We start from the raw sequence: 18,839 nt of genomic DNA, 5'->3' as shown, positions 1-18,839 counted from the left end.
GCGCTGTGTGGGGGAGCCGGGCATCGCCCGGCTCCACACCCCGTAGGTCAGTCCACCACGCGGCAGAACACGGCCTTCAGGTAACGCGATTCCTGCACGTGGGCCATGAACGGATGGTCCGGGCCGGCGCCGGCCACCTTCAGGATCTGGATGGTGCGGCCGGAGAAGTACGCCGCACGACGCAGCATGTCCAGGAACTGGTCCTCGGCCACCAGGCCGGTGCAGGAGAACGTGGCGAACAGGCCGCCGGGCTTGACCACGCCCAGCGCCAGCTTGTTCATGTCCAGATACTTCTTCAGCGCGGTGATCACCTGGTCGCGGTCGCGGGTCATCTTCGCCGGGTCCAGGATCACCACGTCGTACTGCTCACCGCGGTTGGCCGCATCGCGCAGCCACGGGAAGATGTCGGACTGGACGAACTTCGGGCGCACGTTGTTCAGACGTGAATTGCCCTTGGCGATCTGGATGACGTCCTCATCGATGTCGATGCCGACCACTTCCGATGCACCGCGCGCGGCCGCGTACACGGCGAAACCGCCGGTGTTGCAGCACAGGTCGAGCACGCTCTTGCCTTCCACCTGCTGGCTCAGCCACTCACGGTTCTCGCGCTGGTCGGCGAAGAAACCGGTCTTGTGCGCACCGGCCGGGTCGGCGCGGAACTTGATGCCGTACTCGGTGATCACCGACGCTTCGGTGGTGGTGTTGCCGTGGAAATCGAAGCTTTCCTGCTTCTGCACGTGTTCGTCGGCGAAGCTGTGGAAGCGGCAACCCGGGAACTGTTCACGCAGGGCGTCGTAGATCCATTCGCGGTGGCGGAACATGCCGGCGGCGAAGAACTCCACCACCACCAGGTCGCCGTAGCGGTCGACCACCAGGCCGGACAGGCCATCGCCCTCGCTGTGCACCACGCGCCAGGCGTCGGACACCGCATCGAGCTTCAGCACCTCACGACGCAGCGACACCGCCTGGGCGATCTTGCGCGAGAACCAGCCGGCATCCAGCGGGATCTGCGGGTCGGTTTCGAGGATGCGTACGGCAATACGCGAATGCCCGTTGTAGAAGCCACGGCCGATGAACTCGCCATCCACGCCGACGACATCGACGAGGGAGCCGGGCTTGGGCCGGACGGTCGGCTTCTCGACCAGTTTCTGGAAGATCCACGGGTGGCTGGAACGCCACGCGTTCTTGAGGCGGACAACGGGAAGGGGGGTATTCATCCACCTATTGTAGCCGGGGGGCATGGGGCGCCGGAAATCCGGTGAAGGCCCGGCATTTGACGCCGGCCCGGCCAGGCCGCAGAATCGGCGGCAGAAGGGGAGTAGCTCCCAGACGTTGTCGCCGTCAATTCGAGCCCGCAGGCTCCGGTGCAACGGCAGTTCCGGCCCATCGGAACTGCGAGCGAGACCTTCGCCGTACTGGCGAAGCTCTGTCCCTGGATCCCCTCCCGATCCTCCGTTGCAGATCCTCGCCGTCCGGCTTGAGGCATTTTTCATTTCCCAACGGACAAACCCATGCAGACGATCGGTAATTTGTGGTTGTGGGGCGGCTTCGCAGCGGTGGTGGTCATCGCCCTGCTGGTCGACCTCGTATTGATGCGCCACGGCGGCCCGCACAAGGTCACTTTCAAGGAAGCCCTGTGGTGGTCCATCGGCTGGGTCGCGCTGGCGCTGGCCTTCAACGGCGGCCTCTGGTTCTACCTGAACGAGACCGCCGGCCAGGTCGTGGCCAACAAGGTCGGCCTGGAGTTCCTGACCGGCTATCTGGTCGAGAAGGCGCTGGCGGTGGACAACATCTTTGTCTTCCTGATGATCATGAGCTACTTCGCGGTGCCGGAGGAACAGCGCCAGAAGGTGCTGATCATCGGCATCCTGGGCGCGATCGTGCTGCGTACGATCATGATCTTCGCCGGTAGCGTGCTGATCACCCAGTTCCACTGGCTGCTCTACGTATTCGGCGCCTTCCTGCTCTTCACTGGCTGGAAGATGTGGTTCGCCGCGGGCCAGGAGCCTGACCTGGAAGCCAACCCGGCCCTGCGCTGGATGCGCAAGCACCTGCGCCTGCTGCCGGACTACGAAGGCAACGCGATGAGCGTCAAGCGCGACGGCGTGCGCTGGTTCACCCCGCTGTTCGCGGTGCTGATCCTGATCGCAGTGACCGACGTGATCTTCGCGGTGGACAGCATCCCGGCGATCTTCGCGATCACCACCGACCCGTTCATCGTGCTGACCTCCAACGTGTTCGCGGTGCTCGGCCTGCGTGCGATGTTCTTCCTGCTGGCCGGCATGGCCGACCGCTTCCACCTGCTGCCGTACGGCCTGGCCCTGGTGCTGGCCTTCATCGGCATCAAGATGATGATCATCGACCTGTTCAAGATCCCGACCCCGATCTCGCTGGGCGTGGTCGCGGTGATCATCGCCGCCACGGTGGTGCTGAGCCTGAAGAACCCGCCGAAGGAAGGCGGCGCCTGATCCTGGCCGATTGAACGCTGCGGCCGGTGGATTGTCCCGCCGGTCGCAGCCACTCTCCCGCGGCGGTGGCCTTGGTTTCGCGCCGGCCACCGCCATTGCTGAGGGTATGAACACGAACGCGCCCCTGCCCGCCGGCGACGCGCCGGCCGCCCGCAACGACCGCACGCGCATCCTGCGCGCCTTCAATGCCAGCCTGGCCGCCGTGCTGGTGCTGGTGGCCGTGTTCGCCCTGCAGGACCATTTCGACTGGCGGCCCTGGGCGGTCGCACCGTTGGAAGCCAAGGGCCTGCTCGGCCTGATCGGCGGACCGCTGCTGCATGGCTCGGTCGAACACATTGCCGCCAACAGCTTCGCCATCCTGATCCTCGGCACCCTGGCCGGCAGCGTCTATCCCAAAGCCACGCTGCGTGCCCTGCCCCTGCTGTGGCTGGGCTCGGGCATCGGTGCGTGGATGCTCGGCAACCCCGGCAGCTTCCATCTCGGCGCAAGTGGCGTCACCCACGGCCTGATGTTCCTGCTGGCCAGCCTTGGCCTGCTGCGCCGCGACCGCGCGGCGATCGCCACCGGGCTGATCGGCATGCTGTTCTACGGCGGCATGCTGATGACCGTGCTGCCGCATGCCGACGGTGTGTCCTGGCAGTCGCACATGGGCGGAGCCTTCGCCGGCATCATCGCCGCGCTGCTGTTCCGCAACGCCGACCCGCTGCCGCCGCGCCCGCGTTACAGCTGGGAGGACGAGGAAGACGAGGTCGAGCCGCTGGCCGATGACGAACTCGAGCCGCCGTCGCCGCAGCGCGTGCCGGTGCTGTGGCAGCCGCGCGAAGGGCAGGACTATGTGGTGATCCCGTTCCGCCGGCCGGAAGACCCGCGCTCGTGATGCAACGGTAGTGCCGGCCGATGGCCGGCAAGCTCCTAAGCGTGTCGAGGTCGGATCCCCGAAGGGGCTCTGACCCTGGGCGCCGCATTCTCGCGTTCCGGTAGTCGCCGACCTTGGTCGGCGCTCATGCGTCCGGCGTTCCCATGCTTCCTGCTGCGACCGCGTGCCAACCAAGGTTGGCATCTACCAGAGCGGGTCAGTTCGCCGCGTTCGCCGCCGCGCCCGTTCCATCCACCGCCTGCCGGCCCAATGCCGGGTCATCGGTGAAGAAGGCATCGATGCCGGTTGCCAGGTAGGCACGCATCTCCGCGATCGACCCCTCCGCGTTGCGCGCATTGTCCGCGCCCTTGCGCAGGTTGCTGGCCTGGAAGTGGTTCTCCGGGCGGAAGGTGTACGGAATCACCATCAGGCCCACCGCGTGCGCATCGCGCACCAGCGCCGTCGGCGTGCCCAGCGCACCGTTGGCATCCAGCGGGATGATCGAGCGCAGCTCCGGGCCTATGCCGTCGGCATAGGCCGCGATGTCCTTCAGCCCCGCCGGGGTCATCATCTGCGCATAGGTCAGCGCGCCGCCGGCCTTGGCGATGTCGGCCGGCTGGGTATCGCCCTTCCACAGCAGCTGCAACAGGCGGATGTTGCTGCCACGCGGGATCTTGCCGCGCAGGTAGCGCAGGTTGGCTGTTTCGAACGACTGGATGGTGACCGGGCCGACGTTGGTATAGGCGTTGCCGCGCAGCGCGGCCAGCAGCGTGTCTTCCATCGGCAGGCCGATCGACTGGAAGTAGGTCGGGTGCTTGATCTCCGGCACCAGGCCGATGCCACGGTTGGCACGACCGGCCTGCTGGACCAGGAACGCCAGGATCTCGTCCAGGCTGGCAATGCGGAACTGGCCGTCGTAGGCGGTGCTGCGGAACTCCGGCAGGCGCTCACGGGCGTACAGCGTCTTCAGCTCGGCCAGGGTGAAGTCTTCGGTGAACCAGCCTTCGACCGTCTGCCCGTCGATGACCTTGCGGGTCTTCCGCTTGGCGAATTCCTCGTGCTCGGCCACATCGGTGGTGCCACCGATCTCGTTCTCATGGCGGGCCACCATCACCCCGTCCTTGGTCATCACCAGGTCCGGTTCGATGTAATCGGCACCGTCGGCGATGGCCTGCGCATAGGCTGCCAGCGTGTGCTCGGGCAGCAGCGCGCTTGCACCGCGGTGGCCGTAGACCGACACCTTGTGTGCGGCCGGAGGGGAGGATTCAGCACTCATGGCCACCGATGGTGCCACGGCCAGCGACAACAGCAACGCACGACCCCACGACTTCACTGCGACTTCCCCAAGCGGTTTGTGATGGGCGTCAGTATGCGGCGGGAATGTGACAGGTTGGGGGAGCTGATTTCCCTGGATTGCCGGCCAGCGGCCGGCACTACCAAGGCCTACTTGCCGATGCAGAAGCTGGAGAAAATCCTGCCCAGCAGATCATCGGCACTCATCTGCCCGGTGATTTCGCCCAGCGCGTCGTGCGCCAGACGCAGCTCCTCGGCCGCCAGCTCCAGGTGCTCGTGCACCAGCTCGCCATCCGCCCGCTGCGCGTGTTCCTGTGCACGTTCGATCGCATCGACGTGGCGGGTGCGTGCGGAGAATTCGCCCTCCACCTGCTCCCCTGCCCCGGCCGAAGCGATCGAACGCAGGCGCGCATGCAGCTCGTCCAGCCCCGCGCCGGTGGCAGCGGAGACGAACACGCGGTCCGGGTCGTCCCGCACCGGCATCGCATCCAGCAGATCCGACTTGTTGTGGATGTAGACCTTGTGCGGCACCGCCAGTACCGCTTCGCCGATCGCGGCTTCGCCGGCTGCCGGATCGCGTGCATCCAGCACGATCAACGCCAGGTCGGTGCGCTCGATCTCGGCGCGCGCGCGACGCATGCCTTCGCGTTCGATGGCATCGCCGCCATCGCGCAGGCCGGCGGTATCGACCAGGGTCAGTTCCAGCCCATCCAGGCGGATGGTCTCGCGCAGCGTGTCACGGGTCGTGCCGGCGATGTCGGTGACGATGGCACGCTCGCTGCCGGCCAGCGCGTTCAACAGCGAACTCTTGCCGGCATTCGGTGGGCCGATCAGCACCGCATGCAGGCCATCGCGCAGACGACGGCCACGCTCTGCGTCACGGCGCAGCAGGGCCAGATCGCTGCGCGCCTGTTCCAGGCCACGCCGCACCTGTGCACCGCCGAGTGTGTCCAGCGGTTCGTCGGCGAAATCGATGGCTGCTTCCACGTGGATGCGCAGCAGCACCAGCTGTTCGACCACCGCCTCGATGCGGCGCGAGAACACCCCGTCCAGCGAGCGTCGTGCCGCGCGCGCCGCTCGGTTGTCGCCGGCCGCGATCAGATCGGCGATGGCTTCGGCCTGTGCAAGGTCGAGCTTGCCGTTGAGAAACGCGCGCTCACTGAACTCGCCGGGCCGCGCCTGCCGCGCCCCCAGTGCAATGCAGCGTGCGACCAGCTGCTGCAGCAGTACCGGGCTGCCATGGCCCTGCAGCTCCACCACCTCTTCGCCGGTGAAGCTGTTCGGCGCCGGGAACCACAGCACGATGCCATCGTCGATCACCTCACCGTCTGCATCGCGCAGGCGCGCGTAATGCGCATGCCGCGGGCGCAACGTTGGCGCGCCGAGCGCGTTGGCGATGGCGGCGGCACGCGGGCCTGACAGGCGCAGCAGGCCCACGCCGCCCGCACCGGGTGCGCTGGCAATGGCCACGATGGTTTCGGTGCGCTTCATATCGTTCATCGCTCAGAGCTTCTCCAGCTGCGCGCGCGCCTGCGCCGCACCGCTGCCTTGCGGCTGCAGCGCCAGGTAGGTGGTGTAGGCCTGCTTCGCCTTGGCCTTGTCGCCAACGTGGAAGTAGGCATCGCCCAGGTTGAGATGGGCCACCGCGCGCGACGGATCGATCTTCAGCGTGTTCTCCAGCCAGCGCGCCGCTTCGGCGTAGCGCTGCTGCCGGTAGTAGACGAAGCCGAGGTTGTTGGCCGCCTGGGCAAAATCCGGGCGCAGCTTCAGCGCCTCGGCGAACTGCACGGCGGCTTCGTCGTAGCGCTTCTCGCGGTACAGCTGCAGGCCACGGTCGTTGGCCTGCTGCGAGCGCTGGCGGTCGGAGGCCGGTCCGGCCGTCGGCACCACCAGCTTGGCCTTGCCGCCCTGCAGGTCGGCCACGGTCACTGGCGCTTCGCTGTTCTTGGCGTCCTGGGCAGCGTCGACCTTGTTGTTCAGGGCGATCGCATCGGCAGTCAGCTGGCGCGTATCGGCGTTGAGGTATTCCTGGCTGTCCGGCACCTGGAACACGAACTCGCCCCCCTGCGAGCCGGGCAGGCTGCCGAACGCCGGCGTCTGCTGCGAGACCGCCGACACCGCCGGCGCCACATAGGCGGCCAGCTCGGTACCGGTGATCAGGCCATCGCCATTGAGATCGCCCTTGCCAGCCAATGCCTGCAGCAGCACCCAGGTGAACACCGAGTGGCCGTTCGGGCCGGCATCGGCCACCTGCTGGTCGGCACCGCCGGCGGTCAGCATCTGCCGCGCGCTGCGGCGTGCGTTCTCGCGCAGGAACGACGAGGACGACGGACCGCCGCGGGTCAGACCAAGGCCGCTGTAGCAGGCGTCCATCACGAACATCACATGCTTGGCCTGCATGCTCTCGGCGATGTTCTGGATGTCGGTCATCGCGATGGCATCGGTGGCGAATTCCTTCGGGTCCGAATCAACCGGAATGATGTAGCCGAGGTCACGCCCGGATGCCAGCTGACGGGTAGCACCGTGGCCGGCGAAGAACACGAACACGCGATCATTCCTGCCGGTGCGGTCGTCGGACAGCCGGTCGTGGAAGGCGGCCAGGATGTTGTTGCGGGTGGCCTGCTCATTCTTCAGCACGATCACCTGCGAGGACGGGAAGCCGAACTGCCCGGTCAGCGTATCGGCCACGGCCTGGGCATCGTGGCTGGCGTATTCCAGCTTCGGCCACTTGGCGTAGTTGTCGATGCCGACCACGATCGCCCACGATTTTTCATAGCCGGTGGTGACGGTGGCATCGCGGTCGCTGCCCTTGCGCGGTCGGGCGACGCTGAAGTCGCGGCCATTCCAGCCGGCGAACTGGTAGCCGTCAGCGATCAGCCGGTCCAGGATCTGCGGCAGTGCCTTAACCGCGCGGTCGTGGATATCGTGGAACAGGATGATGCCGCGCTGCTCCTTGTTCACCTGGTCGAGCACGCGCTGCACGATCGATTCAGGCACCGGGTCGGCCCAGTCCATCGAATCGATGTTCCACATGATCGACTTCAGGCCCGCCTCGTTGAGCAGCTGCAGGCCTTCGGCGTTGCGTGCGCCATACGGGAAGCGGAACAGCGGCGCGCGCTTGCTGTCCACGTCCTTCAGCAGGGTGTCGGTGTCCAGCACCTGCTGGCGCAGCGCATCGCCGGTGGTGCGCGACAGCTGCGCATGGGTCAGGCTGTGGTTGCCGACGGCGTAGCCCTCTTCCATCAGGTTGCGGCTGATCTTCGCCATCGGCCCAAGGCTGACCTTGCCGTCGGGGTCGACCTTGCCCAGGTTGCGGCCGACCTCGAAGAACACGCCCGGTACGTCGTAGCGCTTGAGGATGGCCACCACTTCATCGGTATAGGCCTTGTGCGGGCCATCGTCGAAGGTCAGCACCACCGTCTTCGGCGGCAGATCGCGGCCGAAGATCTCGCGGTCGCTGTCCTTCATCGACATCGGGTACGGCTCGATCACGCCGTAGTCGCGCAGGATCGCTTCGCGGCTGTAGTCCTTGTGCAGGTGCGCGATGTAGTCGTCCCACTTCTCGCGCTTCAGTTCAATGGCACGGGTGCGCTCGAAGCGGCTGAAGATGCGGGTCAGTTCCTGGTTGTAGTTGCGCTCGATCTCGTCCAGTGCCTCCAGGTCTTCGCCGATGCGCTGGTGCAGCTTCACCGCAGGCAACGAGGAATCGGCGCCGATGCGTTCGTGCAGGTCACGCAGCACCTCGCGGAACGCCAGGCGATCGGCATCGAACAGTTCGGGCGCCGACTCGATGTAATCCAGCACCGTGCCCAGGGTAGCGAAGCGCTGCGGGCTGGTGCCGCGCAGCAGGGTGTCGAACTGCGTGGCAATGGCGCCGCGCTGTTCCAGGCCATCGTGGAACAGCTGCTGGCCGATGCGGGTGGAGGTGGTGCGATCGGCCGCAGACTGCTGTTCCTCATCGGCCAGCAGCACGATGATCCGTCGATAGCCGTCGAGCTGCTTCTGCAATGCGCCCAGCAACGGCGCGGCGGCCGGGGCGGCGGCAGCGGCAGCTTGTGCGCTCGGCTGGGTAACCGCCGCCGGTGCCTGCGCGTCCTTGTCGCCACAGCCAGCCACGAGCAGGGTCAACAGCAGGCTGGGCAGAAACAGGCGGAACGACGGCGCACGCGGCATGGCGGACTCGAACAAAGGGGAATGGTGTGCCGGCGATTCTAACGCCGCATGCGAAAAGCCCGCCTTGCGGCGGGCCTTTGCTGGGTCAGCCGGCCAGCGGCCGGCGCTACCCGTCGGCGCAGACGCGCCTTACTTTTTCTTGGCCGGAGCGGTGGCTGCCGTGGCCGGCACCGGATCGCTGCCGTGGCGCTTGGTCATCCACCACTGCTGCAGCAGGCCCAGTCCACCATTGACCACCCAGTACAGGACCAGGCCGGACGGCATGAAGGCCATCATGACGCCGAACACCAGCGGCATGAACTGCATCATCTTCTGCTGCATCGGGTCCATGCCCGGTGCCGGCGTCAGCTTCTGGGTGAACCACATCACCGCTACGTTGATCACCGGCAGGATGAAGTACGGGTCACGGGCGGTCAGGTCCTGGATCCAGCCGAACCAGGGCGCCTGGCGCAGTTCGACCGATTCCACCAGCACCCAGTACAGGGCGAAGAAGATCGGCATCTGGATGAGGATCGGCAGACAGCCGCCCATCGGATTGATCTTTTCCTTCTTGTACAGCTCCATCATCGCGGTCTGGAACTTCTGGCGGTCATCGCCATAGCGTTCCTTCAGCTGTGCGATGCGCGGCTGGAAGCGACGCATCTTGGCGCCACTCTTGTACTGCGTCGCCGACAGCGGGTACAGCACGATCTTCAGCAGCACCACCAGGCCGACGATGGCCCAGCCCCAGTTGCCCACCAGCTTGTGCACCTGGTTGAGCACCCAGAACAGGCCCTGGCCGATCACCGCCATCATCGAGAAGCGGCTGTAGTCGACCACACGGTCCAGACCCGGCACGTCTTCCTTGGCGATCAGGTTGACCAGCTTCGGGCCGACCCACAGGCGGGCCTCGGTGCTGGTGGACTGGCCCGGGGCCACGGTGAAGGCCGGGCCACGCGCTTCGATCAGGTCACGACCGGCCACCTGCGACAGCACGTAGTGGGCGGTCTGGTCCTTCTGCGGGATCCAGGCGGTGAAGAAGTGGTGCTGCAGCATCGCCAGCCAGCCGCCGGTGATGTTCTGGTTCAGCGCGCCATCGTCCAGGTAATCCTTGAACGCACGACGCTGGTACTTCTTGTCGTTGTCGTACCAGGTGGCACCGTTGAAGCTGAACGAGTCCGGGTTGGTCATGCTCCGCGACAGGATCGTCGGGCTGCGGTCCAGGGTGCGGTAGACGTAGCCGTTCCACGGCGCGGCGCCGGCATTGCTGACTTCATCCTTGAAGCGGATCGCATACTCGTTGCGGCCCACGATCAGGGTGCGCTTGATGGTCACGCCGTTGTCGGCGGTCCATACGAACGGAACCTGCAGTTCGTTCTGGCCCTTGGCCAGCACGAAGTCGCGGGTGTCACCGACCAGCTTGAAGCCGTCGGCACCCGGCACCGGGGTGTTCTTGTCTTCGCTGGCCCAGCCGCTGATCGCGCTGTAGGGATGCGCGGGATCTTCGGTCAGCAGGCGCACCGGCGGGCTGCCTTCGTCCTTGCTCTGCGGGAACTGCAGCAGTTCGGCGTCGAGCACGCGGCCGCCATCGAGCTTCAGGCGCAGCACGTCGGTGGTGATGGTCACGGTCTGTGCGGACGGGGTGGCGCTGGCCTGGGCCTGTGCAGCGGCCTGACCCGGGGCACCGGGAACCTGCGCGCTGGGGATGCTGCCCGGGGACGCGCCGGGGACGCTCTGGGCGGCGGCCGGGGCCGAGCTGGTCGTCGGCGCCGGGGTCGGGGCGGACTTCTCACGGCTCCACTCCATCCACAGCAGCACGGCCACCATCAGCCAGGCAAAGATCAGGAAAACACGGGTCTGGTTCATCAGCAGGCAGGCTCAGCGGGGCCGGGACGCGGTGCCGGCTCGGTGACGGAGGAAATGGCAATGCCATCAGGCGGCGGCATTGTGCCGTCCACGCCCGGCGCGGGCAATGCGCGCAGGCGCCGCAGCAGGCGCAGGAAGGCCTGGCGGATATCTTCGTTGCTGGCATGACGCGCAGCAGTACGAGCCACGACGACGAAGTCGCCTGGCTGTATGTCGGTTCGTGTCTGACGCAAGGCGTCGCGCAGGACGCGCTTGATCCGGTTACGCCCAACGGCGTGAGGATCGACCTTGCGGGAAACCGCCAGACCCAGCCTGGCCGGCCGGTCAGCCGGTAGCCAGTGCAGGGTCATCAGCGGATCGGACACACGGCGGGCGCCGTTGAAGACCGTTGAATATTCGGCACGCGTGCGAACCCGCGCAGAGCGAGGGAATCGCTTGCGCGGGTCTGCAGTATTCACTGTCGAATGGATTGCGTCTGCCGCTGGATGCGGCATGGCAATCAGGCGCTCAGGACTTTGCGGCCCTTGGCGCGGCGACGCGACAGGATCTTGCGGCCGTCAGCGGTCTTCATACGGGCACGGAAGCCGTGGTCGCGCTTACGCTTGAGGTTGCTGGGCTGGAAGGTGCGCTTGGTGGCCATGTGGGCCTCTCGTATGAATGGGACGGAAAGAACCGGAAATTTTAGAGAGGTGTCCCCCCTCCCGTCAACCCCTGTCTGCTACGCCAATTCACCGGGCTGTGCAATAGCTGTGGATCTTTTTGTGAATAAGTAGGGGACAAGCATTCCGAAGGCGGGCGCTCGGTGGTAGGCTGAGCCATCCATTTCCCCCCTTTCAGGCCTGTGTTTGGGCGCCTTTTCGCGCCTATGCATCGGCCACCGGACAATTATTGCTGATGGATGCCTGGTCACGTAGTCTCGAGCGACTCGAGGCGGAGTTCCCGCCCGAGGATGTTCACACCTGGTTGAAGCCGCTGCAGGCAGATCTGCGCGCTGACAGCCTGGTGCTGTATGCACCGAATGCCTTCATTGTCGATCAGGTGCGCGAACTGTACCTGCCGCGGATCCGCGAGCTGGTCACCCACTTTGCCGGTTTCGGCGACGTATTTCTTGAAATCGGCTCGCGTCCGCGGCCCGTGGACGCGCAGATCGCGCCGGTTTCCAGCCATTCGGCGCAGGCGCCGGTGCAGCCGCAGGTTCCCTTTGCCGGCAACCTGGACAACCACTACACCTTCGCCAACTTCGTGGAAGGCCGCAGCAACCAGCTGGGCCTGGCCGCAGCATTCCAGGCGGCGCAGAAGCCGGGCGACCGCGCGCACAATCCGCTGCTGCTGTACGGGGGCACCGGCCTGGGCAAGACCCACCTGATGTTCGCCGCCGGCAACGCGATGCGTCAGGCCAATCCGGCCGCCAAGGTGCTGTACCTGCGTTCGGAACAGTTCTTCAGCGCGATGATCCGGGCCTTGCAGGAAAAGACCATGGATCAGTTCAAGCGCCAGTTCCAGCAGGTCGACGCGCTGCTGATCGATGACATCCAGTTCTTCGCCGGCAAGGATCGCACCCAGGAAGAGTTCTTCCACACCTTCAACGCGTTGTTCGATGGCAAGCAGCAGATCATCCTGACCTGCGACCGCTATCCGCGCGAAGTCGAAGGCCTGGAAGCGCGCCTGAAGTCGCGGCTTGCCTGGGGCTTGTCGGTCGCCATCGAGCCGCCGGACTTCGAGACCCGCGCTGCGATCGTGCTGGCCAAGGCCCGCGAGCGTGGTGCCGAGATTCCCGATGACGTTGCGTTCCTGATTGCCAAGAAGATGCGCTCCAATGTGCGCGACCTCGAGGGTGCGCTGAATACCCTGACCGCCCGCGCCAATTTCACCGGCCGTGCGATCACCACCGAATTCGCCCAGGAAACCCTGCGCGACCTGCTGCGCGCCCAGCAGCAGGCGATCAGCATTCCCAACATCCAGAAAACCGTTGCCGATTACTACGGGCTGCAGATCAAGGATCTGCTGTCCAAGCGTCGGACCCGGTCGCTGGCCCGTCCGCGCCAGGTTGCAATGGCGCTGACCAAGGAACTGACCGAACACAGCCTGCCCGAAATCGGCGACGCCTTTGCCGGTCGCGATCACACCACGGTGCTGCATGCCTGCCGGCAGATCCGCACCCTGATGGAAGCCGACGGCAAGCTCCGCGAGGACTGGGACAAGCTGATCCGGAAGCTGAGCGAATGATGCACGTACGCCGATGAGGCGTCACCGCATAAAACGGTGCAGAATCCGGTAGCAAGCGCGGGACAGGGTGTGGATAAAAATGCCGTTGGATTTCCCGGAAGATTTATCCACAGCTTTCCCCACCCCTTGGGGGCTGGTAATGCAGAGGGTTTCGAAGCCTGAAACCCTTTTGTTTACAAAGACTTAGCTGTGTTTTCCAGCGATTCTGGCTCTACCAGCACCACCAAGCTTTTGATTTATTCCACATTTTTTTAAAGCATAGGGGCACGGAACCACATGCGTTTCACACTGCAGCGCGAAGCCTTTCTCAAGCCGTTGGCACAGGTCGTCAACGTGGTCGAACGCCGCCAGACCCTTCCGGTTCTGGCCAATTTCCTGGTGCAGGTGCAGAACGGCCAGCTGTCGCTGACCGGTACCGACCTGGAAGTGGAGATGGTGTCGCGGATCGCGGTTGAAGATGCCCAGGACGGCGAAACCACCATTCCCGCCCGCAAGCTGTTCGAGATCATCCGCGCCCTGCCTGATGGCAGCCGGATCACCGTCTCGCAGACCGGTGACAAGATCACCGTGCAGGCAGGACGCAGCCGCTTCACCCTGGCCACCCTGCCCTCCAACGACTTCCCGTCGGTGGACGAAGTGGAAGCCACCGAGCGTGTTGCGATCGGCGAAGCAACCCTGAAGGAGCTGATCGAGCGCACTGCGTTCGCGATGGCCCAGCAGGACGTGCGCTATTACCTCAACGGCCTGCTGTTCGACCTGCGCGGAGATGCGCTGCGCACTGTCGCCACCGACGGCCATCGCCTGGCCCTGTGCGAAACCGATCTGGCCAAGCCCAGCGGTTCCAAGCGCCAGATCATCGTGCCGCGCAAGGGCGTGACCGAGTTGCAGCGCCTGCTGGAAAGCGGTGATCGCGAGATCGAACTGGAAGTCGGCCGTAGCCACGTTCGCGTGAAGCGCGACGATGTCACCTTCACTTCGAAGCTGATCGACGGTCGCTTCCCGGATTACGAGGCAGTGATTCCGATTGGTGCCGACCGCGAGGTGAAGGTTGATCGCGAAGCACTGCGTGCCTCGCTGCAGCGTGCTGCGATCCTGTCCAACGAGAAGTACCGCGGCATCCGCGTGGAAGTTTCGCCGGGCAACCTGAAGATCAGCGCGCACAACCCGGAGCAGGAAGAAGCCCAGGAAGAGATCGAGGCCGACACCACGGTCAGCGACCTGGCCATCGGCTTCAACGTGAACTACCTGCTGGATGCCCTCTCCGCCCTGCGCGACGAAGAAGTGATCATCCAGCTGCGCGATTCCAATTCCTCGGCGCTGGTGCGCGAATCCAGCAGCGAGAAGTCGCGTCATGTGGTGATGCCGTTGCGTCTCTGACAGCTGCGCCGTTCCACGTGGAACACATGGACGCCCGGGATCTCCCGGGCGTCTTTTTTTGTTCCACGTGGAGCATCGTTGCGAATGCTACCGCCGCCCTCGTCGCTCCTTGCCGATGAGAGCATCCGCGTTGCCCTGATGGGTTGTCGGCGCATGGAACCCACGATCCCGGGAAGCCAGCTGTGGAATCCACGTGCTGAGATGACGAGACACGTTGGATATGAGCACGCGGCGGGATCCGATCCAGCGGCTTCCGCTTGCGTGCTGACCTCTCTGTCCACAGGCCTCGTTCGTAGGAATTCGGCGCTTCCCTAGCTTCTAAATCTGGGTATAAATCAAAAGCTTGGTGGTGATGGTAGGGCCAGATTTCATGTAAAAGTAGGCTATGTGTCTGTTTTAAAAAACTTTTATAGGGTTGAAACCCCCTGTATATAGGCCATCAAGCCTGGGGGGGAACCTGTGGATAGTTTCACAGCCGAGGAAAAGTGCCTTTTTTATCCACAGTTCGCCCACACCTTGTGTATAAGTCATACAGACCCGCTGTGGATGGCGTGGAACTGCCGCTTTGAATTTCTTGAAATCTGTGGAACCTGGCAGGGGCCTTGGCCGCAGATTTCAAGAAATCTGGGGAGCACTGACTGCAATCTCGGTGGAGTCAGGCCATGAGCCGGGGAAACCGTCTTCGGAATGGCGAAATCTGGACGCCTTGAGCCTTGGCTTCCTGCCGGATTTGAACGATTTCGGCCACTGTCTCCGGCCGCCTGCATGCCGGCAGGCCTCCGCCACGTGGAACCCGTGTTCTCCAAGGCTGCAACGCCCCGCTGATGCCGGTCCACGTCCGATCCACGCTGGCTGGCTTGACCAATGCAGTAAGCTGGGAGATTCCCCGCCCCTCTACCGCCATGTGCGGATGGTCTGTCGCATCCCATGCAGATTCGTCGTCTTGCCCTCCACCAGTTGCGTCGTTTCGATGCGGTGGAGCTGTCGCCCCAGCCAGGGGTGAATCTGCTGACCGGTGACAACGGCGCTGGCAAGACCAGCGTCCTGGAAGCGTTGCATCTGATGGCCTATGGGCGGAGTTTCCGCGGGCGGGTACGCGATGGCTTGGTGCGTCAGGGCCATGAAGCCCTGGAAGTCTTCGTGGAATGGGACGAGCAACGCGGTGATCTGCCCGTGCAGAGGCGAAAAGCCGGGTTGCGGCACAGCGGGCAGGAGTGGAAGGGGCGGCTGGATGGCGAAGACGTCGCCCAACTCGGAAACCTGTGTGCCGCCCTGGCTGTGGTGACCTTTGAACCGGGCAGTCACGCCTTGGTGAGTGGTGGTGGCGAGCCGCGTCGGCGCTTTCTGGATTGGGGCCTGTTCCACGTGGAACCAGACTTCCTATCCTTGTGGCGGCGCTACTCGCGCGCGTTGAAGCAGCGCAATGCCCTGCTCAAGCAGGGCGGGCCGTCGCGGATGCTCGATACCTGGGATCACGAGCTGGCCGAGGCGGGAGAACCGCTGACCAGCCGTCGGCAGCACTACCTGGAGCGGCTGCAGTCCCGAACCATCGCCCTGGCCGAGGCATTGGCTCCGCAACTGGGAATCGTCGGCCTGAATCTGAGTCCCGGCTGGCGCCGGCACGAGGTTCCGCTGGCAGATGCCCTTCTGCTGGCGCGCGATCGCGACCGTCAGGCGGGTTACACCTCGCTGGGCCCCCACCGGGCGGACTGGAGCGTGGCGTTCCAGAGCATCCCGGGGCGCGATGCGCTGTCACGCGGCCAAGCCAAGCTCACCGCCCTGGCCTGTCTACTGGCCCAGGCGGAGGATTACGCCGAGCAGCGTGGCGAGTGGCCCGTCATCGCGCTCGACGATCTGGCCTCGGAGCTGGATCGCACCCACCAGGCCCGGGTACTGCACCGCCTGTTGGCGGCACCGGCGCAGATATTCATCACTGCAACAGAAACGCCTGCAGCACTGGAGACTCTGAGCAACATCACCCGGTTCCACGTGGAACATGCACAGATCGTGGCTGTGCCATAGTGGGCACGGCAAGGCCGCTCAGCCCCGGCTGGTATAATTCAGGCTGCTATCCCTTCATTCTCGGCACATCGCTCAAAGCGGTGTCCGACCTGCGGAGCCTACGGCAAGCGCAATGACCGACGAACAGAACACCCCGGCAAACAACGGCAACTACGACGCCAACAGCATTACGGCCCTGGAAGGCCTGGAGGCTGTCCGCAAGCGCCCAGGTATGTACATCGGCGACGTCCATGACGGCACCGGCCTGCATCACATGGTGTTCGAGGTCGTCGACAACTCGATCGACGAAGCCCTCGCCGGCCATGCCGACCACGTGTCGGTGACGATCCATGCCGACGGCTCGGTCGGAGTATCCGACAACGGTCGCGGCATTCCGACGGGCAAGCACGAGCAGATGAGCAAGAAGCTCGACCGCGACGTGTCTGCAGCCGAAGTCGTGATGACGGTCCTGCACGCAGGCGGCAAGTTCGACGACAACAGCTACAAGGTTTCCGGCGGCCTGCATGGCGTGGGCGTCAGCGTGGTCAACGCGCTGTCGCAGAAGCTGGTCCTGGATATCTACCAGGGCGGTTTCCACTACCAGCAGGAATACGCCGACGGCGCAGCACTGCATCCGCTCAAGCAGGTCGGTCCCAGCACCAAGCGCGGTACCACCCTGCGCTTCTGGCCGTCGGTAAAGGCTTTCCACGACAACGTGGAATTCCACTACGACATCCTGGCCCGTCGCCTGCGCGAACTGTCCTTCCTCAATTCCGGCGTCAAGATCGTGCTGGTGGACGAGCGTGGTGATGGCCGCCGCGACGACTTCCATTACGAGGGCGGCATCCGCAGCTTCGTGGAGCATCTGGCGCAGTTGAAGACGCCGTTGCACCCGAACGTGATCTCGGTAACCGGCGAATCCAACGGCATCACCGTGGAAGTGGCGCTGCAGTGGACCGACTCCTACCAGGAGACGATGTACTGCTTCACCAACAACATTCCGCAGAAGGACGGCGGTACCCACCTGGCCGGCTTCCGTGGCGCGTTGACCCGTGTGCTCAACAACTACATCGAGCAGAACGGCATCGCCAAGCAGGCCAAGATCAACCTGACCGGCGATGACATGCGCGAAGGCATGATCGCGGTGCTGTCGGTGAAGGTGCCGGACCCGAGCTTCTCCAGCCAGACCAAGGAAAAGCTGGTCAGCTCGGATGTGCGTCCGGCCGTGGAAAGCGCATTCGGCCAGCGCCTGGAAGAGTTCCTGCAGGAAAACCCGAACGAAGCCAAGGCCATCGCCGGCAAGATCGTCGACGCTGCCCGTGCCCGCGAAGCCGCGCGCAAGGCCCGCGACCTGACCCGCCGCAAGGGTGCGCTGGATATCGCCGGCCTGCCGGGCAAGCTGGCCGACTGCCAGGAAAAGGATCCGGCGCTGTCCGAACTGTTCATCGTCGAGGGTGACTCGGCAGGTGGTTCGGCCAAGCAGGGTCGTAACCGCAAGAACCAGGCGGTGCTGCCGCTGCGCGGCAAGATCCTCAACGTGGAACGTGCACGCTTCGACCGCATGCTGGCGTCCGACCAGGTGGGTACGCTGATCACCGCGCTGGGCACCGGCATCGGTCGCGACGAGTACAACCCGGACAAGCTGCGTTACCACAAGATCATCATCATGACCGACGCCGACGTCGACGGCGCGCACATCCGCACCCTGCTGCTGACGTTCTTCTACCGTCAGATGCCGGAGCTGATCGAGCGTGGTTATGTCTATATCGGCCTGCCGCCGTTGTACAAGATCAAGCAGGGCAAGCAGGAGCTGTACCTGAAGGACGATCCGGCGCTGGACAGCTATCTGGCCAGCAGCGCAGTGGAGAACGCGGGGCTGGTGCCGGCCAGCGGCGAGCCGCCGATCGATGGCGTGGCGCTGGAAAAGCTGCTGCTTGCCTACGCTGCCGCGCAGGACACGATCAACCGCAATACCCATCGTTACGACCGCAACCTGCTCGAAGCGCTGGTCGACTTCATGCCGTTGGAGCTGGAAAACCTGCGCAACGCAGGTCCCGGCGAAGGCCTGGACGCGCTGGCCAAGCACCTCAACCAGGGCAACCTCGGCAGCGCCCGTTTCACCCTGGAACTGCAGGAACCCAACGAGCAGCGTCCCGCTGCGGTGCTGGTCACGCGCAGCCACATGGGCGAACAGCACATCCAGGTGCTGCCGCTGTCCGCGCTTGAAAGCGGCGAGCTGCGTGGCATCCACCAGGCAGCGCAGCTGCTGCACGGTCTGGTCCGCGAAGGCGCGGTCATCACCCGTGGCGCCAAGTCGATCGAGATCGAGTCGTTCGCGCAGGCCCGCAACTGGCTGCTGGACGAAGCCAAGCGCGGCCGTCAGATCCAGCGATTCAAGGGTCTGGGCGAAATGAATCCGGAACAGCTGTGGGACACCACCGTCAATCCCGATACCCGTCGCCTGCTGCAGGTGCGTATCGAAGATGCGGTGGCCGCTGACCAGATCTTCAGCACCCTGATGGGTGATGTGGTCGAACCGCGCCGCGACTTCATCGAAGACAACGCGCTGAAGGTCGCCAACCTGGATATCTGACACAATC

The 18,839-nt window shown here is 64.7% G+C and carries 13 protein-coding genes; 6 read left to right on the top strand and 7 right to left on the bottom strand.

Going from position 1 to position 18,839, the window contains the following annotated elements; genetic code table 11:
- Nucleotides 1–47: 47 nt before the first annotated feature.
- Nucleotides 48–1,217 carry a class I SAM-dependent rRNA methyltransferase gene (locus tag BW38_RS01275; protein ID WP_025875598.1) on the bottom strand — a complete coding sequence of 390 codons (1,170 nt, stop codon included), beginning with the start codon at nucleotides 1,215–1,217 and terminating at the stop codon, nucleotides 48–50.
- A 294-nt stretch (nucleotides 1,218–1,511) separates the two neighbouring features.
- On the opposite strand from BW38_RS01275, the gene BW38_RS01280 reads away from it, so the two are divergent.
- Together BW38_RS01280 and BW38_RS01285 are read left to right on the top strand one after the other, a co-directional pair.
- Complete coding sequence (locus BW38_RS01280) at nucleotides 1,512–2,468, top strand: TerC family protein (RefSeq protein WP_025875596.1); 957 nt, start codon at nucleotides 1,512–1,514, stop codon at nucleotides 2,466–2,468.
- Between the two features lie 106 nt (nucleotides 2,469–2,574).
- Nucleotides 2,575–3,345, top strand: coding sequence for a rhomboid family intramembrane serine protease (locus BW38_RS01285; RefSeq protein WP_032978492.1), 771 nt, complete (start codon nucleotides 2,575–2,577; stop codon nucleotides 3,343–3,345).
- Between the two features lie 196 nt (nucleotides 3,346–3,541).
- Here the strand turns inward: BW38_RS01285 and BW38_RS01290 are convergent, their stop codons facing one another.
- The 6 genes from BW38_RS01290 to rpmH all read right to left on the bottom strand — a co-directional run bounded on the left by BW38_RS01290 (nucleotide 3,542) and on the right by rpmH (nucleotide 11,275).
- Nucleotides 3,542–4,657: a glycerophosphodiester phosphodiesterase gene (locus BW38_RS01290; RefSeq protein WP_032978490.1), complete on the bottom strand. Its 1,116-nt coding sequence runs from the start codon at nucleotides 4,655–4,657 to the stop codon at nucleotides 3,542–3,544.
- A 110-nt stretch (nucleotides 4,658–4,767) separates the two neighbouring features.
- Nucleotides 4,768–6,117: a tRNA uridine-5-carboxymethylaminomethyl(34) synthesis GTPase MnmE gene (gene mnmE / locus BW38_RS01295; RefSeq protein WP_032978488.1), complete on the bottom strand. Its 1,350-nt coding sequence runs from the start codon at nucleotides 6,115–6,117 to the stop codon at nucleotides 4,768–4,770.
- A gap of 3 nt (nucleotides 6,118–6,120) precedes the next feature.
- Nucleotides 6,121–8,790 carry a polysaccharide deacetylase family protein gene (locus BW38_RS01300; protein WP_032978587.1) on the bottom strand — a complete coding sequence of 890 codons (2,670 nt, stop codon included), beginning with the start codon at nucleotides 8,788–8,790 and terminating at the stop codon, nucleotides 6,121–6,123.
- A 129-nt stretch (nucleotides 8,791–8,919) separates the two neighbouring features.
- Nucleotides 8,920–10,635: a membrane protein insertase YidC gene (yidC, locus tag BW38_RS01305; RefSeq protein ID WP_025875582.1), complete on the bottom strand. Its 1,716-nt coding sequence runs from the start codon at nucleotides 10,633–10,635 to the stop codon at nucleotides 8,920–8,922.
- Nucleotides 10,635–11,129: a ribonuclease P protein component gene (rnpA, locus tag BW38_RS0121015; RefSeq protein WP_025875580.1), complete on the bottom strand. Its 495-nt coding sequence runs from the start codon at nucleotides 11,127–11,129 to the stop codon at nucleotides 10,635–10,637. The genes yidC and rnpA overlap by 1 nt, the downstream gene beginning before the upstream one ends.
- Nucleotides 11,130–11,134: 5 nt before the next feature.
- Nucleotides 11,135–11,275, bottom strand: coding sequence for a 50S ribosomal protein L34 (gene rpmH / locus BW38_RS01310; RefSeq protein WP_006404565.1), 141 nt, complete (start codon nucleotides 11,273–11,275; stop codon nucleotides 11,135–11,137).
- Nucleotides 11,276–11,529: 254 nt separating this feature from the next.
- On the opposite strand from rpmH, the gene dnaA reads away from it, so the two are divergent.
- The 4 genes from dnaA to gyrB all read left to right on the top strand — a co-directional run bounded on the left by dnaA (nucleotide 11,530) and on the right by gyrB (nucleotide 18,832).
- Complete coding sequence (dnaA, locus tag BW38_RS01315) at nucleotides 11,530–12,861, top strand: chromosomal replication initiator protein DnaA (protein ID WP_025875573.1); 1,332 nt, start codon at nucleotides 11,530–11,532, stop codon at nucleotides 12,859–12,861.
- A 276-nt stretch (nucleotides 12,862–13,137) separates the two neighbouring features.
- Nucleotides 13,138–14,238, top strand: a complete 1,101-nt coding sequence (gene dnaN, locus BW38_RS01320; RefSeq protein WP_005411731.1) for a DNA polymerase III subunit beta — start codon at nucleotides 13,138–13,140, stop codon at nucleotides 14,236–14,238.
- 927 nt (nucleotides 14,239–15,165) lie between these two features.
- Nucleotides 15,166–16,260, top strand: a complete 1,095-nt coding sequence (gene recF / locus BW38_RS01325; protein ID WP_032978486.1) for a DNA replication/repair protein RecF — start codon at nucleotides 15,166–15,168, stop codon at nucleotides 16,258–16,260.
- A gap of 112 nt (nucleotides 16,261–16,372) precedes the next feature.
- Nucleotides 16,373–18,832: a DNA topoisomerase (ATP-hydrolyzing) subunit B gene (gene gyrB, locus BW38_RS01330; RefSeq protein WP_032978484.1), complete on the top strand. Its 2,460-nt coding sequence runs from the start codon at nucleotides 16,373–16,375 to the stop codon at nucleotides 18,830–18,832.
- Nucleotides 18,833–18,839: the final 7 nt, after the last annotated feature.

The organism is Stenotrophomonas sp. RIT309, from assembly GCF_000632045.1.
Classification (GTDB): Bacteria; Pseudomonadota; Gammaproteobacteria; order Xanthomonadales; family Xanthomonadaceae; genus Stenotrophomonas; species Stenotrophomonas indicatrix.
The sequence above is the reverse complement of the archived record's forward strand: the minus strand, read 5'-3'. Positions and strand labels throughout refer to the sequence as shown.

Bases quoted from the DNA above. Each gene is read 5' to 3' on its own strand.
- BW38_RS01275 (WP_025875598.1), bottom strand. From the start codon at position 1,217: ATGAATACCCCCCTTCCCGTTGTCCGCCTCAAGAACGCGTGGCGTTCC.
- BW38_RS01280 (WP_025875596.1), top strand. From the start codon at position 1,512: ATGCAGACGATCGGTAATTTGTGGTTGTGGGGCGGCTTCGCAGCGGTG.
- BW38_RS01285 (WP_032978492.1), top strand. From the start codon at position 2,575: ATGAACACGAACGCGCCCCTGCCCGCCGGCGACGCGCCGGCCGCCCGC.
- mnmE (WP_032978488.1), bottom strand. From the start codon at position 6,117: ATGAACGATATGAAGCGCACCGAAACCATCGTGGCCATTGCCAGCGCA.
- BW38_RS01300 (WP_032978587.1), bottom strand. From the start codon at position 8,790: ATGCCGCGTGCGCCGTCGTTCCGCCTGTTTCTGCCCAGCCTGCTGTTG.
- yidC (WP_025875582.1), bottom strand. From the start codon at position 10,635: ATGAACCAGACCCGTGTTTTCCTGATCTTTGCCTGGCTGATGGTGGCC.
- rnpA (WP_025875580.1), bottom strand. From the start codon at position 11,129: ATGCCGCATCCAGCGGCAGACGCAATCCATTCGACAGTGAATACTGCA.
- rpmH (WP_006404565.1), bottom strand. From the start codon at position 11,275: ATGGCCACCAAGCGCACCTTCCAGCCCAGCAACCTCAAGCGTAAGCGC.
- dnaA (WP_025875573.1), top strand. From the start codon at position 11,530: ATGGATGCCTGGTCACGTAGTCTCGAGCGACTCGAGGCGGAGTTCCCG.
- dnaN (WP_005411731.1), top strand. From the start codon at position 13,138: ATGCGTTTCACACTGCAGCGCGAAGCCTTTCTCAAGCCGTTGGCACAG.
- recF (WP_032978486.1), top strand. From the start codon at position 15,166: ATGCAGATTCGTCGTCTTGCCCTCCACCAGTTGCGTCGTTTCGATGCG.
- gyrB (WP_032978484.1), top strand. From the start codon at position 16,373: ATGACCGACGAACAGAACACCCCGGCAAACAACGGCAACTACGACGCC.